The sequence below is a fragment of the Halobacillus halophilus genome (assembly GCF_020171985.1).
Lineage (GTDB): Bacteria > Bacillota > Bacilli > Bacillales > Halobacillaceae > Halobacillus > Halobacillus halophilus_A.
In genome coordinates, this window is the sequence record NZ_JAIVAL010000001.1 from 71498 (window position 1) to 91633 (window position 20136).

20 protein-coding genes are annotated in these 20136 nt (G+C 39.4%); 10 read left to right on the forward strand and 10 right to left on the reverse strand.

Annotation, left to right across the window (positions count from 1 at the left end; all coding sequences use genetic code 11):
* The first annotated feature begins 321 nt into the window (after nt 1-321).
* On the forward strand, nt 322-1806 hold the full coding sequence (locus LCM11_RS00365) for a flotillin family protein (protein ID WP_224892324.1): 1485 nt from the start codon (nt 322-324) through the stop codon (nt 1804-1806).
* Nucleotides 1807-1935: 129 nt separating this feature from the next.
* Nucleotides 1936-2136, forward strand: a complete 201-nt coding sequence (locus LCM11_RS00370) for a hypothetical protein (RefSeq protein WP_412098118.1) — start codon at nt 1936-1938, stop codon at nt 2134-2136.
* A gap of 48 nt (nt 2137-2184) precedes the next feature.
* On the opposite strand, the gene LCM11_RS00375 is transcribed toward LCM11_RS00370, so the two are convergent.
* The gene (locus tag LCM11_RS00375; RefSeq protein ID WP_224892326.1) at nt 2185-3237 is read right to left on the reverse strand and encodes an AbrB family transcriptional regulator; all 1053 of its coding nucleotides are present in this window, start codon (nt 3235-3237) and stop codon (nt 2185-2187) included.
* Nucleotides 3238-3625: 388 nt separating this feature from the next.
* The gene (locus tag LCM11_RS00380) at nt 3626-3814 is read right to left on the reverse strand and encodes an aspartyl-phosphate phosphatase Spo0E family protein (protein ID WP_224892327.1); all 189 of its coding nucleotides are present in this window, start codon (nt 3812-3814) and stop codon (nt 3626-3628) included.
* Nucleotides 3815-4148: 334 nt separating this feature from the next.
* Here LCM11_RS00380 and LCM11_RS00385 point away from each other — a divergent pair, with 334 nt between their 5' ends.
* Both LCM11_RS00385 and LCM11_RS00390 read left to right on the forward strand, forming a co-directional pair.
* Complete coding sequence (locus tag LCM11_RS00385) at nt 4149-6884, forward strand: pullulanase (protein ID WP_224892328.1); 2736 nt, start codon at nt 4149-4151, stop codon at nt 6882-6884.
* 133 nt (nt 6885-7017) lie between these two features.
* Nucleotides 7018-8046, forward strand: a complete 1029-nt coding sequence (locus tag LCM11_RS00390; protein WP_224892329.1) for a LacI family DNA-binding transcriptional regulator — start codon at nt 7018-7020, stop codon at nt 8044-8046.
* Nucleotides 8047-8089: 43 nt separating this feature from the next.
* Here the strand turns inward: LCM11_RS00390 and LCM11_RS00395 are convergent, their stop codons facing one another.
* Nucleotides 8090-8272 (reverse strand): small acid-soluble spore protein H, encoded by a 183-nt coding sequence (locus tag LCM11_RS00395; RefSeq protein ID WP_224892330.1) that lies wholly within the window; start codon nt 8270-8272, stop codon nt 8090-8092.
* Nucleotides 8273-8480: 208 nt separating this feature from the next.
* Here LCM11_RS00395 and LCM11_RS00400 point away from each other — a divergent pair, with 208 nt between their 5' ends.
* The 3 genes from LCM11_RS00400 (at nt 8481) to LCM11_RS00410 (ending at nt 9232) form a co-directional block, all read left to right on the forward strand.
* On the forward strand, nt 8481-8666 hold the full coding sequence (locus LCM11_RS00400) for a hypothetical protein (RefSeq protein WP_224892331.1): 186 nt from the start codon (nt 8481-8483) through the stop codon (nt 8664-8666).
* Nucleotides 8667-8678: 12 nt separating this feature from the next.
* Complete coding sequence (locus tag LCM11_RS00405; RefSeq protein WP_224892332.1) at nt 8679-8957, forward strand: hypothetical protein; 279 nt, start codon at nt 8679-8681, stop codon at nt 8955-8957.
* A gap of 86 nt (nt 8958-9043) precedes the next feature.
* Nucleotides 9044-9232, forward strand: coding sequence for a hypothetical protein (locus LCM11_RS00410; protein WP_224892333.1), 189 nt, complete (start codon nt 9044-9046; stop codon nt 9230-9232).
* Between the two features lie 42 nt (nt 9233-9274).
* Here the strand turns inward: LCM11_RS00410 and LCM11_RS00415 are convergent, their stop codons facing one another.
* The 5 genes from LCM11_RS00415 to pflB form a co-directional block, all read right to left on the reverse strand.
* Nucleotides 9275-9925 (reverse strand): LysE family translocator, encoded by a 651-nt coding sequence (locus LCM11_RS00415; protein ID WP_224892334.1) that lies wholly within the window; start codon nt 9923-9925, stop codon nt 9275-9277.
* A 759-nt stretch (nt 9926-10684) separates the two neighbouring features.
* A complete protein-coding gene (locus LCM11_RS00420) occupies nt 10685-11107 on the reverse strand; it encodes a hypothetical protein (RefSeq protein WP_224892335.1) in 423 nt (140 codons plus the stop codon).
* A gap of 780 nt (nt 11108-11887) precedes the next feature.
* A complete protein-coding gene (gene pflA / locus LCM11_RS00425) occupies nt 11888-12622 on the reverse strand; it encodes a pyruvate formate-lyase-activating protein (RefSeq protein ID WP_224892336.1) in 735 nt (244 codons plus the stop codon).
* 31 nt (nt 12623-12653) lie between these two features.
* Nucleotides 12654-13667, reverse strand: a complete 1014-nt coding sequence (gene adhP, locus LCM11_RS00430; protein WP_224893063.1) for an alcohol dehydrogenase AdhP — start codon at nt 13665-13667, stop codon at nt 12654-12656.
* A 54-nt stretch (nt 13668-13721) separates the two neighbouring features.
* Nucleotides 13722-15974: a formate C-acetyltransferase gene (gene pflB / locus LCM11_RS00435; RefSeq protein WP_224892337.1), complete on the reverse strand. Its 2253-nt coding sequence runs from the start codon at nt 15972-15974 to the stop codon at nt 13722-13724.
* Nucleotides 15975-16262: 288 nt separating this feature from the next.
* On the opposite strand from pflB, the gene LCM11_RS00440 reads away from it, so the two are divergent.
* The 3 genes from LCM11_RS00440 (at nt 16263) to LCM11_RS00450 (ending at nt 19290) form a co-directional block, all read left to right on the forward strand.
* Nucleotides 16263-16778 carry a GrpB family protein gene (locus tag LCM11_RS00440; protein ID WP_224892338.1) on the forward strand — a complete coding sequence of 172 codons (516 nt, stop codon included), beginning with the start codon at nt 16263-16265 and terminating at the stop codon, nt 16776-16778.
* Nucleotides 16779-16870: 92 nt separating this feature from the next.
* Nucleotides 16871-17647 carry an SDR family NAD(P)-dependent oxidoreductase gene (locus tag LCM11_RS00445; RefSeq protein WP_224892339.1) on the forward strand — a complete coding sequence of 259 codons (777 nt, stop codon included), beginning with the start codon at nt 16871-16873 and terminating at the stop codon, nt 17645-17647.
* Nucleotides 17648-17982: 335 nt separating this feature from the next.
* Complete coding sequence (locus LCM11_RS00450; protein WP_224892340.1) at nt 17983-19290, forward strand: hypothetical protein; 1308 nt, start codon at nt 17983-17985, stop codon at nt 19288-19290.
* Between the two features lie 54 nt (nt 19291-19344).
* On the opposite strand, the gene LCM11_RS00455 is transcribed toward LCM11_RS00450, so the two are convergent.
* Both LCM11_RS00455 and LCM11_RS00460 read right to left on the reverse strand, forming a co-directional pair.
* Nucleotides 19345-19482, reverse strand: a complete 138-nt coding sequence (locus LCM11_RS00455) for a hypothetical protein (RefSeq protein WP_224892341.1) — start codon at nt 19480-19482, stop codon at nt 19345-19347.
* A gap of 142 nt (nt 19483-19624) precedes the next feature.
* Nucleotides 19625-19957, reverse strand: a complete 333-nt coding sequence (locus LCM11_RS00460) for a hypothetical protein (RefSeq protein WP_224892342.1) — start codon at nt 19955-19957, stop codon at nt 19625-19627.
* Nucleotides 19958-20136 lie beyond the last annotated feature (179 nt).

The following is a 20136-nucleotide window of genomic DNA, read 5'->3' on the forward strand; positions in this document are numbered from 1 at the left end:
GGAATTATACCATTAAAACTTATCGTAATATAAGTTAATTTTTATCGAATTCAATAGTAATAGTTGGAAAGTAATTATATATCCTTTCACATGTGGTGTTAGCCGCGTTAAGAATATTTCTAATAAGTAGTGTAGAGATTCAGTTGTTGAACGATCTTCAACAAATATATTATATTTGTGAGCCTTTCCTAGAGAAACTGGATGTGATTATAAATAAATCTATTAAATTTTGAAACTTTATCCGGTATAAATTCGTTACGGAATGGTGAACTTATTTTTTAATAGTAAAAATAAGTGAAATCTAGAAAAGGGGTTGTAAATTTGCTGGAAAATACTTTGCTCGCTATCATCCTAATTGTATTAGGAGTCACTGTCGTTATAGGGGGAATAATCGCTTTTATTATTTTCCGTCTACGTTACAAAACGGCTAGCTCTAACGAAGCTTTAATTGTGACAGGACCGAAACTTGGGGATCCACAGCAGGAAAAAAATGTGTTTGAGGACGAGAATGGACGATCTGTGAAAATCATCCGCGGCGGTGGGTACCGTTTACGAATGTTTCAAACAGCCACACCAATTGACTTAACGTCTTTTCAATTACAAGTGAACTCAGAAAAAGCTTATACCAAAGAAGGAATTCCAGTGAGAGTAGCAAGTACAGCTGTAATCAGTATTGGTAGTGAACTTGAAATTATGGCTAACTTCGCTGAGAAATTCTTAGGAAAGAAACAGAATGAGCGTGAGTCGGAACTGAAAGATGTGTTAAATGGACACCTTCGCTCTATTATTGCTTCACTTCCCATTGAAAAAATTTACAACGATTTCAAAGAAGTGAATACGCAAGTTAAGAAAATAGCGGAAGCTGATTTGAAAGGAATGGGCTTTGAAATTACTTCGTTTGCTCTTAACGACGTAGAAGACGTGGACAAGGAGAATGGGTATATTGATGCCCTGGGCCGGCCGCACATCGCCGAAGTTCAAAAGAAAGCAAATATGGCTGAATCGGATGCCACCAAAGAGACTCGTATCTATCAGGCAAAAAATGATCAGGAAGCTCAAGATGAAGAAAACCGAAGACTTACGGCTGTAGCCGAATCCACTAAAGAAAAGGACATCAAAGAAGCAGAATTCCAGAAAGATACCAATCGGGCAAAAGAAAACGCGAACCAGGCGGGCGAGTTAGAACGTCAAAAGCTTGCTCAGCAAATTAAAGAAGAGGAACTTAAGGTTCAATACATAGAGAAACAGCGAGCTGTTGAGCTGGAAGAGGAGGAAAATAAACGACGCCGTTCCATTGCAGACGCGGAAGCTTATGAAGTAACCAAACGAGCTGAAGCCGAAGCGGATACAGAAAGAATAAAAGGGGAGTCCGAAGCGGAAGTTATCCGTCAGCGAGGAATTGCGCAAGCCGAATCTAAAGAACGGATGGCTAAGGCTATGGAACACTATGGTGAAGCAGCAATTGTAGAAATGCTGATTAACGTATTACCTGAATATGCTGAGAAAGTATCTGCTCCTCTATCCCAAATTAAGGATATGAAGGTAATTGACATGGGAGGATCCAATTCCAAAGGTGGATCAGCTAAAGTCGCAAACAGTGTTACATCAACCATGCTGGGTATCCAGGAATCATTAAAAGAAACAACAGGTATGGACTTGAAAGCAATGCTTGAAAGTTATGTTTCCAGAGGTAATGTAACGAACTTTTCTTCTGAAGCATCGAAGCAGTATAATGAAGCTTCTGCAACTATGGAAGAAGAGGAGTCGGAGAATACGACGGAAAATGATCAAGACCCTGAAGAATAAAAAAAAGCAGCATGAGCGGGGAAACCCCGTCCATGCTGCTTTTTTTTCATTCAAAGAAGAATGTAAACTTAGTCCTTAATAGGATAAAAACCACTAATAATCCCAAACTACCCTAAAGAGGTGATGGATATGAAAAAACGAGTAAACAAACCTGAAACTCATGGAGCGACCTATCCAGCTGAAGTGGAAGTGGAAGCAGGATTGAAGTCAGACAAGCCATTTTCAGAGGAGCGCTATGAAGGGGATTCTGTGGATGAACACGAACGCTTAGAAGCTGCAAACGAGTATCTCGGAGAAAAGGAAATAAAGCAAACCCTTAACAACTCTTGAATGTAAAAAAATGGAGGACCTGGTCCTCCATTTTTTTACATTCATCACTTATAGATGGTTTGATTCTTTTTTTATCAGAAATGGGACGAGCATTGGAATAATTAATATGATGACCAGCAATCGAATGACCTGCATGGCAGCAACAATACTGGCGTCTAGATTAAGCGAAGATGCGACGGATGCCATCTGTGGGGCCCCTGCGGGTACAATAGCTATTAAGCTGGTTATAAAGTCAAGCGGCGTCAGAATATAAAACACAAAAGTGATCACAAAGGTTAGCAGGAAGAAGGCTAGTAGGATAGCCAGACTCATCCAGCCAATTTGTTTAATTTCTAACAGCGATTCCCTGTCAAAGCGAGAACCTATGATCACTCCAAGTAAAGCCATCCCAGCGCCTACCATCAGATTTGGCATAGAGGGTAAGGGCTGCACCAACGTTACGAATAAAAATCCTAACACAATCGAATATAAGAAAGGAGCAATAGGAATTGCCCATTTCCTTGCCAGTAATAAAGTTATAACTGTAAGCAGTAAGTAAATTAAAATAGCGGTCCACATTGACATGCTGCTTTCATTTCCAGTTGCTGCGTTTGTGCCTTGAGCATCTGTAGTAGATATAAAGGACGTCATAAAACCAGCAACAATAGGAATAGTAGAGACAAGCATCATAATCCTCACTGTTTGAAAAGCAGCTACCATGCTCATATTAGCATTATATTCTCTACTCAAAGCCATCATTACGGATGCCCCAGCTGGTAAGCAGCAAAACAAGGCTGTTTTCTCATCAAGGTTTGAATATTTGGCGAGGAGCTTACCTAAGAACCAGCTTGCTACAAGCAGTGTAACCAGTGTTACAGCTAAGGGCAGCAAGTAGTTGGCAGCTTCTTGAAACATCGAAACTTGAATACTTAAGCTGATGCTTATGCCAATAACGGCAAGAGAAAGATTAAACAAATAATTGGGATAGCTAATCTCATTGATAAATAGACGATAAAAAGCCCCAACGAGCATAGCTCCAAGCAGCCATCCCGCTGGTATACTCATTAAGTCAAATAGATAACCGGCTGCAAATCCAGCCAGTAATAATAGCAGTTTCTTCATGTTCTCAACACCTAATTTATTATGGGGGTAAAAAATAAAAGCATCTATTCAAAAAGGATGAATAGACGCCGCAAATTTTAACTCATTAAGCTTAGCACAAGAGGACAAAGGGTGCATTGAAACTGCTCAACTTGAAGGAAAACATTCAATTTCCTAAATATGCTCAACAATAATTTGAGAGCATTTTAATCTACAAAGAAGTTGTCCAATATTTTTTTTACAAATAAAAGCATTATTTTCCCAAACGGTTAGACAGTAGAATCATGAAAAATTGGGACAGGATTAAGCTTTGAAGTTTTTAGGGTTATAGCTGTTTTAGTAAAGTTATGGATTAAATCATGTATTTACCAAAGTTTTGGCGGCTCCCTTATCAAGCCCTACTAAGGTTTTATATAAGAATAGGGAGCAATAGTAATACCAACTTATATTCACTCTTGAACCTTACCATCCTGTTTAGTAAATCGTCCAGCTGCTGAGAGATGTTAAGAATTTTATTGTAATCCTCACCTTTATTGTATGCTTCATACATACACTTTCTCGTATCTTCAATTTTAGTTTGTAAATCTTCTTTATTCATCAAACATGCCTCCTAAATGCATTGGCATATAATATACATAACATTAAATGTCTTTTATATGCATTATGTTCGGAAAAGATTTCATTGAATTATCATATTTTACATTTATTACGTACCACATGCAAGATAATAAACAATAAATAAATATGAGGAAATATGTTTAGGTAAATGGACTAGTATTTTCTAAAAATTGCCAAAACAACTTAAAAAATCTCCAAATTATGTTATATTACTCCTTGAAAGCGTTTTAATTAGCGTTTCTATTTTTTTATTTTCTTGGTTAAACGTTTAATCATTAAATTTTAAGGTTTCTAAAACTTAAGGAGGGGTAAATTTGAGTAAATTGCAATGTTTTATTGTTGGAGGGATTTGTTTCTTTATGTTTCTATTTATGAGTTTTTTTCCTACACCATCCTTTGCAGGTGGAGAAGATATGAGCGAATCAATCATTCCTGAGGATCATATCAGAGTGCACTATAAACGTATGGATGAAGAGTATAAAAACTGGGGCCTGCACTTGTGGAATCAAGATGACCAGAACCCTGCGATTAATTACGTGGTAGATTGGAGTAACCCCGTACTTTTTGAGCACAAGTCCGATTGGGGAGTATATGCTGACATACCGGTAGAAAATATCGAAAATGGACTCAATTTTATCGTACATAAAGGTGATGATAAGGACACACCTGGAGACAGAAGCTTTCCTAGTTCAGGAGAAAGAGAATTCTGGCTTGTTCAGGGTGATGCCGATGTGTATGTTGAAGAACCCGAAATATCTACAGAACTGACTTATGCTGAATTTTCAGAAGATCATCAAGTCGAGGTTAAATTAAGTAATGTACCGGCTGAGTGGTCAAAAGGTGATTTTTCAATTAAGCAGCCCGATGGCACGCCACTAACGGTCGAAGACGTTCAGGTGGACGGTCAAACGGCTCAATTAACTATAAAACAAGCCTTAGAGGTAACGAAAGCCTACACAATAAAGTTCAATGATCAGGAAACAGAAGCGAAGGCCGCCTGGCAATTGATTGATAAGAAATTTTCCTATGACGGAAACGATCTTGGAGCTACTCTTTACAAAGATGGATCCACAAAACTTAAAGTATGGTCTCCTGTAGCTGAAGAGGTATCGGTTACTCTCTACGATAAACAGGACCAGAATGAGGTGATCCAAAAGTCAGTCCCAATGACTAAAGGTGAAAAAGGCGTCTTTGAAGTGACTTTAAATGATCAGAACACTGGAGTTCAGGATTTAACTGGTTATTACTACCAGTATGAAGTAAAAGCATTCGGTGAGACCAGGACAGCGCTTGATCCTTACGCCAAATCGATGGCGGCTTCTAGAGATGATGATGAAGACACAGTAGGTAAAGCGGCAATAGTGGATCCTTCATCAATTGGTCCAAAGCTTAATTATGCTAAGATTAAAGGATTTGAAAAAAGAGAAGATGCAATTATCTGGGAAGCGCACGTAAGGGATATTACCTCGGACCCGGATCTTGAGTCTGAGCTGGATAGCCAATTTGGCACGTTTGAAGCTTTTGGTGAAAAGTTAGATTACTTGAAGGAGCTAGGTGTAACGCACATACAACTTCTTCCCGTCATGAAATATTATTTTGGTGATGAATTTGAAGCAGATGAACGGGAACTGGAGTATTCTTCAAAGGACAATAACTATAACTGGGGTTATGACCCCCATAGTTATTTCTCGCTGACAGGGATGTATTCTGAACGTCCTACAGACCCTGAAGCCCGCATAGCTGAATTTAAAGAATTGGTAAAAGAAATTCATAAACATAAAATGGGTGTAGTATTGGACGTTGTTTATAATCATACAGCCAAGGTAAGTATCCTTGAGGATCTGGTTCCAGACTATTATCATTTTATGGATGAAGAAGGGAACGCTAAAATCGGTTATGGCGGCGGTAAAGTCGGCACGACTCATGAAATGTCCAGAAAACTTATGGTAGATTCCATAAAATACTGGGTTGAGGAATTCAAAGTAGATGGTTTCCGCTTTGACTTAATGGGCGATCTGGATGCAGAAAGCGTCCAAAAAGCTTACGATGAAGCTAAACAAATCAATCCGGATATCCTCATGCTCGGTGAAGGATGGCGCACGTTTGTAGGAGATGGAAGTCCAGAGAACGAAGTTACACCCGCTGATCAGGACTGGATGGACGAGACTAACGGCGCAGCGGTTTTTTCAGATGAAATACGAAATGAGTTGAAATCCGGATTTGGCAGTGAAGGTGAACCAAGGTTCATAACCGGAGGCGCTAGAGATATTGACACGATTTTTAACAATATTAAAGCACAGCCTGGTAATGTGTCCGAAGATGATCCTGGAGATATCGTTCAATATATTGCGGCACATGATAATTTACCACTGCATGATGTGATTGCTCAATCCATTAAAAAAGATCCTGCAGAACACGAAGAAGAGATTCAGAGAAGGATTCGAATTGGCAATTCTATGATTTTAACAAGTCAGGGCATTTCTTTCCTTCATGCTGGTCAAGAATACGGAAGAACGAAGCAATGGAAGGGAGAAGGCGTTCCAGAAGAAAAGGCCACTTATATGGTAGATGAAAATGGCGAACCATTCGATAACCCATACTTCATCCATGATTCCTATGATTCTTCTGACGCGATCAATATGTTTGACTGGGATAAAGTGAAGGAAGAAGGAATTCATAAAGAAACCATGGAATACACGAAAGGTTTAATTGAGCTTAGAAAATCTACTAATGCTTTCCGTTTAGGCACGGAGGAATTGGTAAATGAAAACGTTAGCTTAATCAACGCACCTGAAATCGATTCTGCTGACCTTCTGATCGGCTACAGGAATGTATCCACAGATCATACCGGCACCTACTACGTATTTATAAACGCGGACAGAGAGAAGCGTACACTTTCGCTTGAAGAAGATCTTAGAAAAGAAAAGGTGCTGGTTGATAGAGACGAAGCCGGTACGAAAAAAGTAAAAGACCCATCTGGTTTTACATTGGAAAAAGACAGCATCACGCTGGATCCTCTGACGACCGTAGTGGTTAAAGTGAAAAACTAACTTGATTACCCCCTCAGCGATTTCCAGAGGGGGTTTTTCTGAATTCTTAATGGCAGGATGGATACGAAACCATTCAAAGATATGCTACTATTTAAAACATAAATAATGATTAGTTCCATCGGAGGTTTCCAAAATGCTGCCTAAAGAAGTAACGATTAAATACATTGCAGAGAAAGCGAATGTTTCGATAGCTACGGTCTCCAATGTTATTAATGACAAAGGACGAGTGTCCGAAAAAACGGCTGAACGGGTTCGCTCGGTCATTCATCAATATCGGTATCAAGGTAATTTAGCTGCGAAAAATTTGCGGACGAAGAAATCTTATTTATTCGGGGTGGTGGTTTCAGTAACTCAGCCTGAACGCAAACTTAAAGACAATCCTTTCTACTGGGAATTAATCTCGGGAATTGAAGCAAAAGCGAGCGGTTATGAATTTTCCATCGTATTGAAGGGGATCGATTCATCTGAAGAATTATTGGCTTTTATTAATCAAAGAAATCTGGATGGTGTGATTATCGTTGGAGCTGAAGAAAACTCCTCTTTTGTGAAAGTAGCTGAAGAATCCAAAATTCCTGCTGTTTATATCGACAGTTATCTGGAGGACGTAAGTCTTTATCAGGTGCGTATTGATGACAAACTGGGAGGCGCTGCAGCTGCGAGGCATTTACTTGAACTAGGTCATCGCAAGGTAGCCCTTTTGTCTGGGAAGCTAACCTATAATTCTGTCAATTACTATAGGTGGGAAGGTTGTAAAGAAGAATTATCAGCATACGACTGTTATGATGAATCACTCTTAATTGAAACAGATACTTCAGCCGAAGGTGGTTATGCGGCTGCCGAAGATATGATCGAGAAATTCCCGGAAATCACCGCAGTTATTTGCTTCTCCGATATTACAGCTCTCGGGTTTTACAAGCGTCTGAATGAAAAAGGGTATGAGATACCGAAAGATCTTTCCATTACTGGATTTGATGGAGTTTATTTTACTAACTACATGATCCCGAAGCTTACTACAGTTAAACAGGATGTAAGTAAGAAGGGAGTAACTGCAGTTAATTTGCTTTTTGAACAGATAAAAAATAACCCATGGCCTGTTGAAAACCGCAGAATTTCACTGCCGGTTTTTCTAATTAAGGGAGAAAGCACAGCTCCTCTTTTATAATCCAAAAGCACCCTTCAATATGAAGAAGGATGCTTTCTTTTGTTTAGCTCAGTTCATGCAATTCATTAAGGGAAACTTCCAACTCATTTTCTGGCTGGTTAATCGGATAGATTCGTGCTGTACCATTTGTTTCATCTACGTGTTGAATGTAAATCGGCTGGTTATTAAAGGCAACACGAGCCATTACAGGTGATGAAGCTATTTCTTTGGCGCGTTGTTTGTTCATTAGGCAATTAAACCTCCTTTTGTGATAGCTTGTGCTGGCAAGGGAAGACTATTCTTTAAGGAAAGGGACCCATAACATTTATACCTTTAGAAGCATAACTTAGCCTAAGAATTTTATATAAAATAATGAAGCAGTGAAACGGTTTAACTGTTAATTCGTAGAGGAAAAGAGAAACAAAATACATCACTAATTAGTAGGAGTCGGTTCGATGGAAGATCGTAAATTTATGTACTGGTTGGGAACAGTGCCTATTATCTCATGGCTACTTTATTTTCTAGGATACTCGTATAAATACAAAACGGACAAAATTGTGGAAGCTGTTATTCTGATTATCATATTAACCGTAGTTTATTACATTTCAGTGCTGCTTTTCTTTAAGCTTTTGAATCGATAAAGGGGGATGGGGGTGTCTGGACTTGCTAAGGCTTCATTTAGTTTATGTTTCATAACATTTTTCTTCGTTAGCATAGCCGCAATCTTATTTCATTCATCGTCGTGGATTTCATATGGAATCACTTTTGTAGTAATACCTGTTGCGCTCGCAGGTATTATTTTGGCTGCTCAAGGTTTTTTTAAGGAAAAAGAAAAAGGAAATAAAATTGTGCACGGATTATGTTTTCTTTTATTATCTTTATTGTTCCTGATTCCAGTGGTTCTTATGTTTGGGATGAATTTAAGTCTATAAATTAATGTTAAATATTCTTTCAGAACAGAAAAGTTAAATTAATCTCGAAGAACTTAGAATAGATCTTCTATAAAAGGAGAAGTTTTGTGAAAAAATTGTTATCTTATGTTTCAGCATTGTTTGGAGTTTTCTATATTGTATCGTTCGTCTATGCAATCCTTGAATATGGAGAAATCAGAGTCCTTGATCTCGCTGCTATCATCCTTTTATTCTGGGCTTCCTCACTTCTTCGACGAAAACACTCTTCTGAGCAAGAGGTAAACGCCCGAGATTAGGTCACCGATCTATTCTACGTGCGTAAGCATTATAAGGTTGACTTAGATTATGAAGGAAAAGATAGAAAGGACCGCTTTATAGGCAAAATAAATTCCTAGACCAAGTAAGAATAGACTTGAACATACTGATATCGTCCTCAGTACTCGTGGTTTCAGAATACCTTTGCTAAAATGAACGGTAAGCGCCAAATTTAAATTCCATAATCCTACTCCAATAAAAATGGCACTGCTTATATAGAAAGCTTTTAACAAATTATCTTCTTTGAAAGTGTCACTTAAAGCTGAGCCATAGATCCCAAGCCAAAACAGAATATTTAATGGATTAAAAGCTGCAATAGATAGACCTGTGAGGTAAGGGCGAAGGAGTCCAATGCGTAAATCTTCTTCCCGATTAGATGAAACGGTAATATCATCGTTTTTGGTAAAGAGGCTTTGAAATCCCGTATAAGTTAAGACAAGAGCTCCAAGGATTAATAGAAAGACTTGAACCGAACTTAAAGTTAAGTATTCGGATAACCCCTTATACATTAGGAACATAAGTGTGAGGTCAGCTGTCATTCCTCCTGCTCCTACAAATAGGGAGGGCCAGAAACCCTGGTAAATTCCCCTTCTGATAATTTCTAAATTTATCGGTCCAATAGGGGCTGCAATGGATAAACCAAGAAAGATTTGTCTGATCAATAGTAAAAACATGGCTCGTCCTCCTTCTTTACATTAAATGAAAGAACTATGTAATTTAGAAGGATTAAAAGTGGTGGTCAACACATCTTTTTGAGAATTAAACTGACGAACAGTAAAAGGATGGAGCATCCTTTGAAATATAGGCTCTATTAAACTTCCGTGTTACTTTTAAGGTAAAGCTCCCGTTTTTTTAAGACTAGATTTTTTTTTGCTATAGAAGCATTAAAGGCGGATGTAGGAAGCTGAATTTTTCTATAGTAGGTTCCGTTATTCTCATGTGGCTGGCGAAGGAAACGGCGAGACTCCCGCCGGAGAAGGAGCTAAGCGAGCCCCTACAGGGAGTGGTAACATCTGAGGGGGCTTATTGTTAAAGGAGGATCGACTAAAGTCGCAAAGTCCTGTGGCAACGTCGAGCGACCCTATGTCTTGCAGAGCCGCAGGAAAGTGTTCAAATGTGGAATCACCCCGACAGGCACCACCAGCATAAGCCGACCATCAAAAGGATGGCGGTTTTTCAATCCGTTAATGAGCGGCTTACGTCTCGAGTGTCTGGGTGATGGAACAAGACGATTTGTTTGCTTCTCCAGTCCCTCTTTATATCAGCAACGGCCCTAAGATATCTCGAAACCGAGTCTTCTACTGTCCGGCTCTATTGTGTAGTAAGCTTATTATGAAAACTTCATAATAAACTAAACAGAACTAAAATAAAAAAGGTTTTCACAAGTTTAAATATACTCGTGAAAACCTTTTTGTATTTATCGGGCTGACTAATTACAGACCTTTAATAAGCATTTTGTCCAATTCACGCACTTGATCGTATGCCTCAACAAGTTCTTCAGGCACAAGGGTTCTTCCATAATCCCAGGCATTGGTTTCGATGATGGATTTTAATTCTGCAATTTCTTCATCGCCACCGTACATGAGTGTTCTCAGGTCGTGTTTGTGTTTCTTAAAAGTAAGGTAGTAGCCAATTTCGTGATAAAGAATAATTTTAACAAGGTTTTCTTCGCTCTCTTTTATTTTAACCTTACTCATATATCCATTTACTTCCAGATAATGAAAGCGAATAGTATTTGTAGAAACATTGTAACTCATTGGTGCTGATAGACTATTGTTAGATTCGTAGTTTATATCTAAGCGATGCTGCTCTAAAGTAGTTTTAATGATTTCCTCGATATCCCATATGTATAGCATTTTGTTCACCACAACCCTTTCAAGTCATATTTCGGTCCACTATATAAAATTTACCCTATAATTTTTAATATAATCGAAATTCGTATCAATTGAAACTATGACAGATCTCTTCCGAAAATTCAAAGTACAGCTATTCTAAAGGTTTTTTCTACTCGCGAAACGCTATGGTCTCATATTAACTGTATGAAGGAAACATGGAATTTAGGTATTATATAAAAAAGCCTGTTATCCATTTGGATAACAGGCTTTAGTAATAAACAACTTAGGTGACCCAACCATGTAAGAATCATCCTAGATCCTACATATTTAATTAACTTGCTCATACTCAGAAGAATGATTCTAAGGAGAATTCGTTTCCTTCTTCATCTTGGCTAAGTCCATTTATTTAAAATGGTAACAGGATGTTTCAACAAGTTGACTACCTCTTCAAAGAAGTCTCCTAACTGCTTGAAGGGTCATGGTCTGACGAGTGAAACGCGGTGGCTTAATCCACCTATGATTGAGCGCAGTTTCTGACTCGACCTTAGTTCGGGCTGATTGCATCCTTTACACAGGAAGTGTGTTCCCATTACTGTCAGTCTGAGTCAAGGTTCGCTTGGAAACGAACTCGCGATGGTTGAGCCACCTAAGTTGTTTAAGTTTTTTTCTTATCTTCTTTACACTTTTATTATACCACTACTTATGGGATCTTGGAAAGGTAATTTGTGTCGCATTTGTTAACGTTTACATTTGTTCGAGAAACGAAGCAGAATCCGGGCAGATGGGAACCTGCTTCGCTGGTTAGTGTGAGATGGGATTTAAAATCTTTTGAGCGTGCCTCACTTGATCTTGGGAAGGAGGTTCAACTCCATCCAGCTGATAAGGAAGCTCTAAATCTCTCCACTTATAGACTCCCATAAGGTGGTAAGGTAGAACTTCAACCTTTTCTACATTGGATAGTGTTTGTATGAAATCAGCTAAACCATGTAAATATTCCTCCTGGTCATTAATCGTAGGGACGAGTACATGACGAATCCAAACTGGTATTTGATTCTCAGATAAATAGCTAGCAAAATCCAAAATATGGGTGTTGGAAAGACCTGTTAAATCTTTGTGCCGTTCTTGGTGAATGTGCTTTAAGTCGAGCAGCACAAGATCGGTATAGGTCAGTACTTCATCCAGTTTCTTCAGAAAGTGGGGAGCACGATTAAAGCAGCCTCCTGAGGTATCAACCGCTGTATGAACATTCATTTTTTTCAACTCTTTAAATAGATCGGCTAAAAAATCAATTTGAAGCAATGGTTCACCTCCGCTCACTGTCACGCCACCCCCCGTTGCCTGGAAAAAGGGGAGGAAATCCTTAATATCCTGAAGGATTTCCTTGACAGTCATTTCCTTTCCACTCCTTATCTTCCATGTATCAGGATTGTGACAGTACTGACATCTAAGCAGGCACCCTTGAGTAAAGATAACGTAACGGAGGCCGGGTCCATCAACAGCTCCACAAGTTTCGATAGAGTGAATACGTCCGTTCACATGGTCAGCCTCCTTTCTGGTAGGGGAATTATTAATCATTCACTAAAACAATTCTTCCGTTGATCTTACCAGCTTCAAGCTCAGTAAATATTTCATTAATATCTTCTAATTTTTTTGTCTCTACGATGGTTTTTACTTTTCCTTCAGATGCAAACTGTAAAGTCTCTTGTAAATCTTTTCTGGTTCCAACGATGGATCCCTCAATACTGACTCCATTTAATACTGTATCGAATATAGGAACTTCCATCGTCTCCGGAGGCAGTCCAACCGCTACGCATTTACCACCGCGCTTAACAGCCCTGTAGGCTTCACCGAAGGCTTGTTTAGAAACAGCCGTACAGATAGAAGCCTGTACGCCTCCAATTTCCCGCTGGATAAACTTTGCAGAGTCCTCTGTGAGTGGATTAATGGTCCTGTCTGCTCCTAATTGTTGTGCCAATTCCAGTTTTTCATCAAACGGATCAACGGCTATAACGTTAAATCCCATAGCCTTGGCATATTGAACAGCTACATGGCCAAGTCCGCCAATCCCATAAATAGCTACCCAATCTCCAGGTTTGGCATTTCCTACTTTTAAAGCTTTGTAAGTGGTTACCCCTGCACAGAATAGAGGGGCCGCTTCAACGTAAGTCAAATTATCTGGAATTTTGACAATGTAGTCTGCATGAGCAAGACAGTACTCAGCATAACTGCCATCTACAGAGTACCCTGCATTTTGCTGATCTTTACAAAGTGTTTCGCGTCCTGAGAGGCAGTATTCACAGTGGCCGCATGCGGAATAAAGCCACGGGATTCCTACCCGATCGCCAACTTTTACATGGGTGACACCGGACCCGGTCTCTACAATTTCTCCGACCCCTTCATGTCCGGGGATTAAAGGCAGCTTTGGTTTTACTGGCCAATCCCCATGGGCTGCATGTAAGTCTGTGTGACACACTCCACTAGCTTTAATTTTCACCAGGACTTGGCCATGTTCAACTTTTGGTACAGGTACATCCTGCATTTCTAAATTTTGCTTAAAATCATGCACAACAGCTGCCTTCATTGTTAGGTTGAATTGGGTCATCTTAGTTCCTCCTATGAGCACATTCATATTTTTTTATAAGCTGTTATGAAAAGTACGGGAGATAATATCCTGCTGCTGCTCCCGAGTTAGTTTGATAAAGTTCACAGCATAGCCTGAAACGCGAATGGTAAGCTGTGGGTATAGCTCAGGGTGGTCCATTGCATCTATAAGTGTTTCCTTATTAAAGACGTTCACGTTTAAATGATGGCCGCCTTTTATGATATAACCGTCCAGCAGTCCCGCAAGGTTTGAGTATTGTGTATTTTCTTCTTTTCCTAGAGCATGAGGGACAATAGAAAATGTATTAGAAATACCATCGAGCGCATATTCAAACGGAAGTTTTGCAACTGAGCTTAAAGACGCAAGTGATCCACGGGAATCCCGACCGTGAAGAGGGTTTGCTCCTGGAGCAAAGGGTTCACCAGCTTTGCGACCGTCCGGTGTACTTCCGGTCAGTTTACCGTACACTACATTGGAAGTAATGGTTAGGATGGACTGAGTCGGTTCAGCTTTTCTATATGTGTGGTGAGTTTTAATTTTATCCATAAACTGCTTTGTTAGATTTACGGCAATCTGATCCACTCTGTCATCATTATTTCCATATTGTGGATATTCGCCTTCGACCACATAATCGACTGCCACTTCTTGTTCATCACGTATCACTTTTACTTTTGCATATTTAATAGCACTTAAAGCATCAGCTACTACGGATAAACCTGCTATACCGCAAGCCATTGTACGGTGGACATCACGGTCGTGAAGCGCCATTTCAATGCGTTCGTAGCTGTATTTATCATGCATATAGTGAATAACATTCAACGTATTTACATAAAGACCTGCTAACCATTCGAGTATGTTATTGAATCTTTCCATTACTTCATCATAATCCAAGTACTCTGTAGTGATCGGTTTGTAAGGAGGAGCAACCTGAATCTTTAACCGTTCATCGATTCCTCCATTAATAGCATAAAGCAGGGCTTTAGCCAGATTAGCGCGGGCTCCGAAAAATTGCATTTGCTTGCCAATTGACATCGGAGAAACGCAACAGGCAATGCCGTAATCATCACCATACCGTTCTCTCATTACATCGTCATTTTCATATTGAATGGAACTCGTCTGAATCGACATTTTCGCACAATATTTTTTAAAGTGTTCTGGAAGTCTTACTGACCACAGAACAGTTAAATTCGGTTCAGGTGCCGCTCCTAAATTAGTTAGCGTATGCAGAAATCGATAAGAATTTTTAGTAACCAGAGGCCTTCCATCAAGCGTCATACCTGCTAAGGATTCGGTAACCCAGGTCGGATCTCCGCTAAATAATTCATTATAGTCAGGCGTTCTCGAAAACTTCACAATACGCAGCTTCATTACAAAATGGTCAACGAGCTCCTGCGCTTCTTGTTCAGATAAGTAACCTTCCTCTAAGTCTCTTTCTATATAGATATCAAGAAACGTAGAAACACGTCCCAGACTCATAGCTGCACCGTTTTGTTCTTTAATCGCTGCAAGATATCCTAGATACAACCATTGGAAAGCTTCTCGAGCATTCTCCGCAGGGCGGGATATATCGAAACCATAGGTAGATCCAAGCTGTTTTAACTCCTGAAGGGCTCTAATCTGCTCGCGTGTTTCTTCACGATCGCGAATGATTTCTTCGGTCATCGCGTTTTCCATCAGTAGTAAATCCTGTTTTTTGCCAGTAATAAGCCGGTCAACACCATAAAGAGCCACTCGGCGGTAATCTCCTATAATTCTTCCACGTCCATATGAATCGGGGAGACCAGTGATGATCCCCGCTTTTCTGGCACGTTTCATTTCAGGTGTATAGGCATCAAAAACGCCTTGATTGTGGGTTTTACGATATTTGGTGAAAATAAATTCTACTTCTTTATCTAACTGAAAACCATAAGATTCTGCTGCTGCAGAAGCCATTCGAATTCCACCATAAGGTTGTAACGAACGTTTAAAAGGAGCGTCTGTTTGAAGACCTGTCACTTTCTCTGCAGATTTATCTAAGTAACCAGGGCCATGAGAGGTAATGGAAGATACGATTGAAGTGTCTAAATCTAAAACGCCGCCATTTTCTCTTTCCCGTTTTGATAAATCCAATATTTGATCCCATAAACGTAACGTCTCTACTGTCGGCTCTGTTAAAAATCCCTCGTTTCCCGCATAGAGAGTGAAATTCTTGATTATGAAATCACGTACGTTAATTTCATCCTGCCACTTGCCAACTTGAAAACTGTGCCATGGGTCTCCTTTTTTCTTATCATATTGAACTTTCATTACAGGTAACCACCTTTCTAATTAGAAATCATATAATAGTGGTAAAGTAAACTTGTGCAATGGTGAGCAATCGCTTTCTTACTCTGATTATATACTAATTAATTCCATTAAGAATCATATTTTGTAAACGTTCTCAAAATGTTCAATTCTTTTTCTAAACTAAGGCTGAATCGGATAAGTAACAGTAAATTTTTGAAACAGAAAACAGGTTATGCTTTATAATGGTGCTGGACGTTAAACGAGGTCTTGGAAAAAATAACGCATATAAAGGAACGGAGGTATGGTGCATTGAGACGGGTACAAGTTAACTTATATGATGAAACATGGCCTCTTAAATACGAAGCAGAAAGAAAAAAATTAGAGCGAATCTTCCAATCTGAAGTAATCGATATTTTTCACATCGGAAGTACGTCTGTTGCAGGGCTAAAATCGAAGCCTGTTATTGACATAATGATAATCGTAAAAGATATAGATCGAGTTAATCAGTTTAATCAGCAAATGAGAATGTTAAATTACGTGCCCGGGGGAGAGCACGGAATGACAGGCCGTAGATTTTTCCAAAAAGGAGGGGATCTGCGCACGCATCATGTGCATGTGTTTGAGCAGGGAGACGCAAATGTTACCCGTCACCTTGCTTTTCGAGATTATCTTCGCTGCCATTCAGAAGTAAGAAAAGAGTACGGGAAATTAAAGCACCTATTAGCCATACAGTTTCCTAATGATTTGGATTCATATATAGAAGGCAAGTCAAATTTTGTGAGTAAGATTGAGAGCAAAGCTCTGGCATGGTATGAGTCTCACTAATTTGCATGTCCATTCTATTGAGCAGCAGTAGGAGTTTATTTAAGTTCCCACAAAGGAAAGCTATTAAAGAGTCAGCAATACCCAAAAGAGGAGTGATCTATATTAATTTATTTTCCAATGAAGGAAAAGTAGCAATTGTAACAGGCGGAGGAAGTGGTATTGGCTGGGTGATGGCGGAAACGCTAGCTGAAAGCAGCGCAGAAGTTGTGCTGATTGGAAGAACGAAAGAGAAATTAGAAAAAGCGGCGCGGGAAATAGAAGAGAAAACTGGGGTTCGTACAGCTTCCATGGTCTGTGATGTCACGGATAACGAAGCGATTAAAAAAACCACCGAACAAATACATAAGGAGTACGGGCGGATTGACATTTTAGTAAATAATGCTGGGACCACATCACAGGGAACAGTTTATACACTTAATGAAAATGATTGGAATCAGGTGATGGATACAAATTTGAAGTCAGTATTCTTCATGAGTCAGGCTGTTGTTCCTTATATGAAAGAACAGGAGTATGGTCGGATTATTAATACTGCCTCTGTAGCGGGAGATGTGAGTTTGTATTTTAGTTCCGTTTACGGAACTAGTAAAGCAGGCGTAATTCACCTGACCAAACAACTGGCTGGTGAATTAGCGGGCAATAACATTACGGTAAATGCGATTAGCCCGTGGTTCTTTAAAACAGATTTTAATCGAAAAAAATTGGAGAATGATGATTTCAGATCTAAGATTGAAAACAGGACTCCTATGAAGCGATTAGGTCAATTAGAAGAACTTAAGACATCAGTTCTCTACTTTGCTTCAAAGGGATCCAGTTACACGACAGGACAGAATATGTTTATCGATGGAGGCATGACAACTTACGGGCTGTGAATCTCTATTCTCTTTGAACTGGAAGGCATAAGACCTTCCAGTTTTTTTTAATGTCCTTAAGTAAAATGCCTATTATTAGATTATTTTTTTAAAGGCTATTTTATCTGGAGTTCCTCTATCTAGAAAATCGATATACATCCCGGTAATAAGCGGTCTGTTATCTCAACTACGAGTAATTGCTTGAGAGAACGAAACCTTGTGCAAAAGTTAGCAGAACCTAAATGGAATGGAAATCATTAGATTGGAAAATAAAAGAAGTATCAGGTACAATAACTTTATGTTAGAAAATTCTGACATTTATTTCGTAACGAATTCAATAAAGGAGGAAGCGGAGTATGGTTGTACGTATAATTACATACGTGACGGTATTTTTCGTGGTTCTGTTTGGGTTTTTTGGGGAGAGTTTAGAGGCTGCTGAAAATCCGGGCTATTTTGTAGATAAGGAGAAACTGCCATTTGATGCACCTAATGGGATAGCAACAGATAGATATTGGGGTGTACATAAAGGTGCGGGTTATAGAATTGAAGTTCCTGAAGAATGGAATGGGGAGCTTGTCCTTTACGCACATGGGTATCGGAATGAAGAGGTTAAAGAATTAACGGTAGATAATCCGGAAAATCTAAGAAAATATTTACTGGAAAAAGGGTATGCGTGGGGTGCCTCCAGCTATAGCACTAATGGTTATGATGTGAAACAAGGAGTCGCGGACACCCATGCCCTTGGGAAGTATTTCAACGGAAAAATCGCCAAACCGAAGCGCACTTATATAGTGGGGCACTCAATGGGAGGACACATAACAGGGGTTCTTATTGAGCAATTTCGTAATGAATACGATGGAGCAATGCCAATGTGCGGTGTGATGGGGGATAACGAATTATTTGACTTTTTTGCAGATTTTAATCTTGCTTCCCAGGTCCTTGCGGGAATGGACCCTGTTTTTCCAGCGGAAGAAAATTATCAAACGACTGTAGTTCCCGAAATAAAACAAGCGATTGGTCTAAACACAGGTTTACTGACTTCAGAAGGGGAAATGCTTCAGGATCTTACGATGTATTTATCAGGTGGTGAGCGGCCCTTGTTCGATATTGCGTTTTCGAGTTGGAATAATTTTCTGTTTACTCTCTACCGATCGGACTTCTCTTATGGATCACCAGGCAATATTATCGATAATACAGACTCTATCTATCAACTTGATTCCAATAAAGAATTATCAGTTGAAGAGATGTACTTAGCTGAGAAGATACCTGTGATTGCTGCTGATCCTCAAGCTCGGAATAAGAATGGGATGTCAAAAATACCACGAATATCGGGGGAACTTCATCAACCTGTACTTACACTGCATACCTTAGGTGATTTATTTGTACCCTTCTCTATGGAGCAATTATATGCTGAAAGGGTAGCTGCAAATAGAGATTCAGATCTACTTGTGAGCAGGGCTGTTCGAGCTGTAGGTCATTGCGAGTTTACTCCAGCAGAAGAAACAGAAGCCTTTGCAGATTTAGCTGAGTGGGTAGAAAAGGGAATAAAACCTGAAGGCGATGCTATATTGGATCCGGAAGTGGTTAGTCAGACTGATTTTGGAATGAAGTTCACGAATCCTATACGAAGGTATGATCCTCTATTCTCATTAACTAAAGAGTAATTTCAAAAACAGTCAGCATTATGCTGACTGTTTTTTATCGAAAGAGAATGATGTTTAGTTCTCATTATCCATGTTTGTTACATCTGAAAGACCCTTTTTATCTCTGGATCCTCGACCGTTCATCATGCTGTATGCTGCAAAGCCAATACCTATTGAACCGAGCAGTGGCCACCATTGTACATTGCTTCTCATTAAATTCCACTCTCCTCTTTAACACTTGGCTTTTAAGCCTTTCCTATTATGAGTAGGGCAGGCTTGTCTTATGTGTGGGAATCTTTCTCATATCCTGGGAGAAGTTTTGAATTCGTAAGAATGTTGTACAACAAATTCTAATCTACTGGTTGCGTCTTTCTTCAGAAGGTTCTTCATCTACGTCTGGTTCTTCCTCATCCATGTTATAAGGAGTGTCCCTTTCACCGGGCTCCCTTACATCACGAGGGTCTGCTCCCATGTCTGGTCCGCGATTTTCGTTCATACGGCCGTTATCCATACGGTCATCCATACGATCATAATTCATACGGTTTTCATTGTCTCCATAACGCATTGGGTCGTAGTTTACGTCCTCAGGCTGGTTATTCATTTGGTTATCGTCGTCCATTGCACAAGCAGTTAGAATTCCAGTAGACATCATGATAGACAACGCTAATAACATCAATTTCTTTTTCATGTCGTAACCTCCTTTTCTCATTAAGTTTGAAGCATGTTTAATATCTGCACATTCACTAATTTTTACTCGTCATTTTGATGAAAACTAGATGGTTATGAGTTCTTACAGTTCTACTGTTGACATATGACACTATGTCACTTATAGTAGCTCTTGTGCTGAATGTGACATAGTGTCATTTT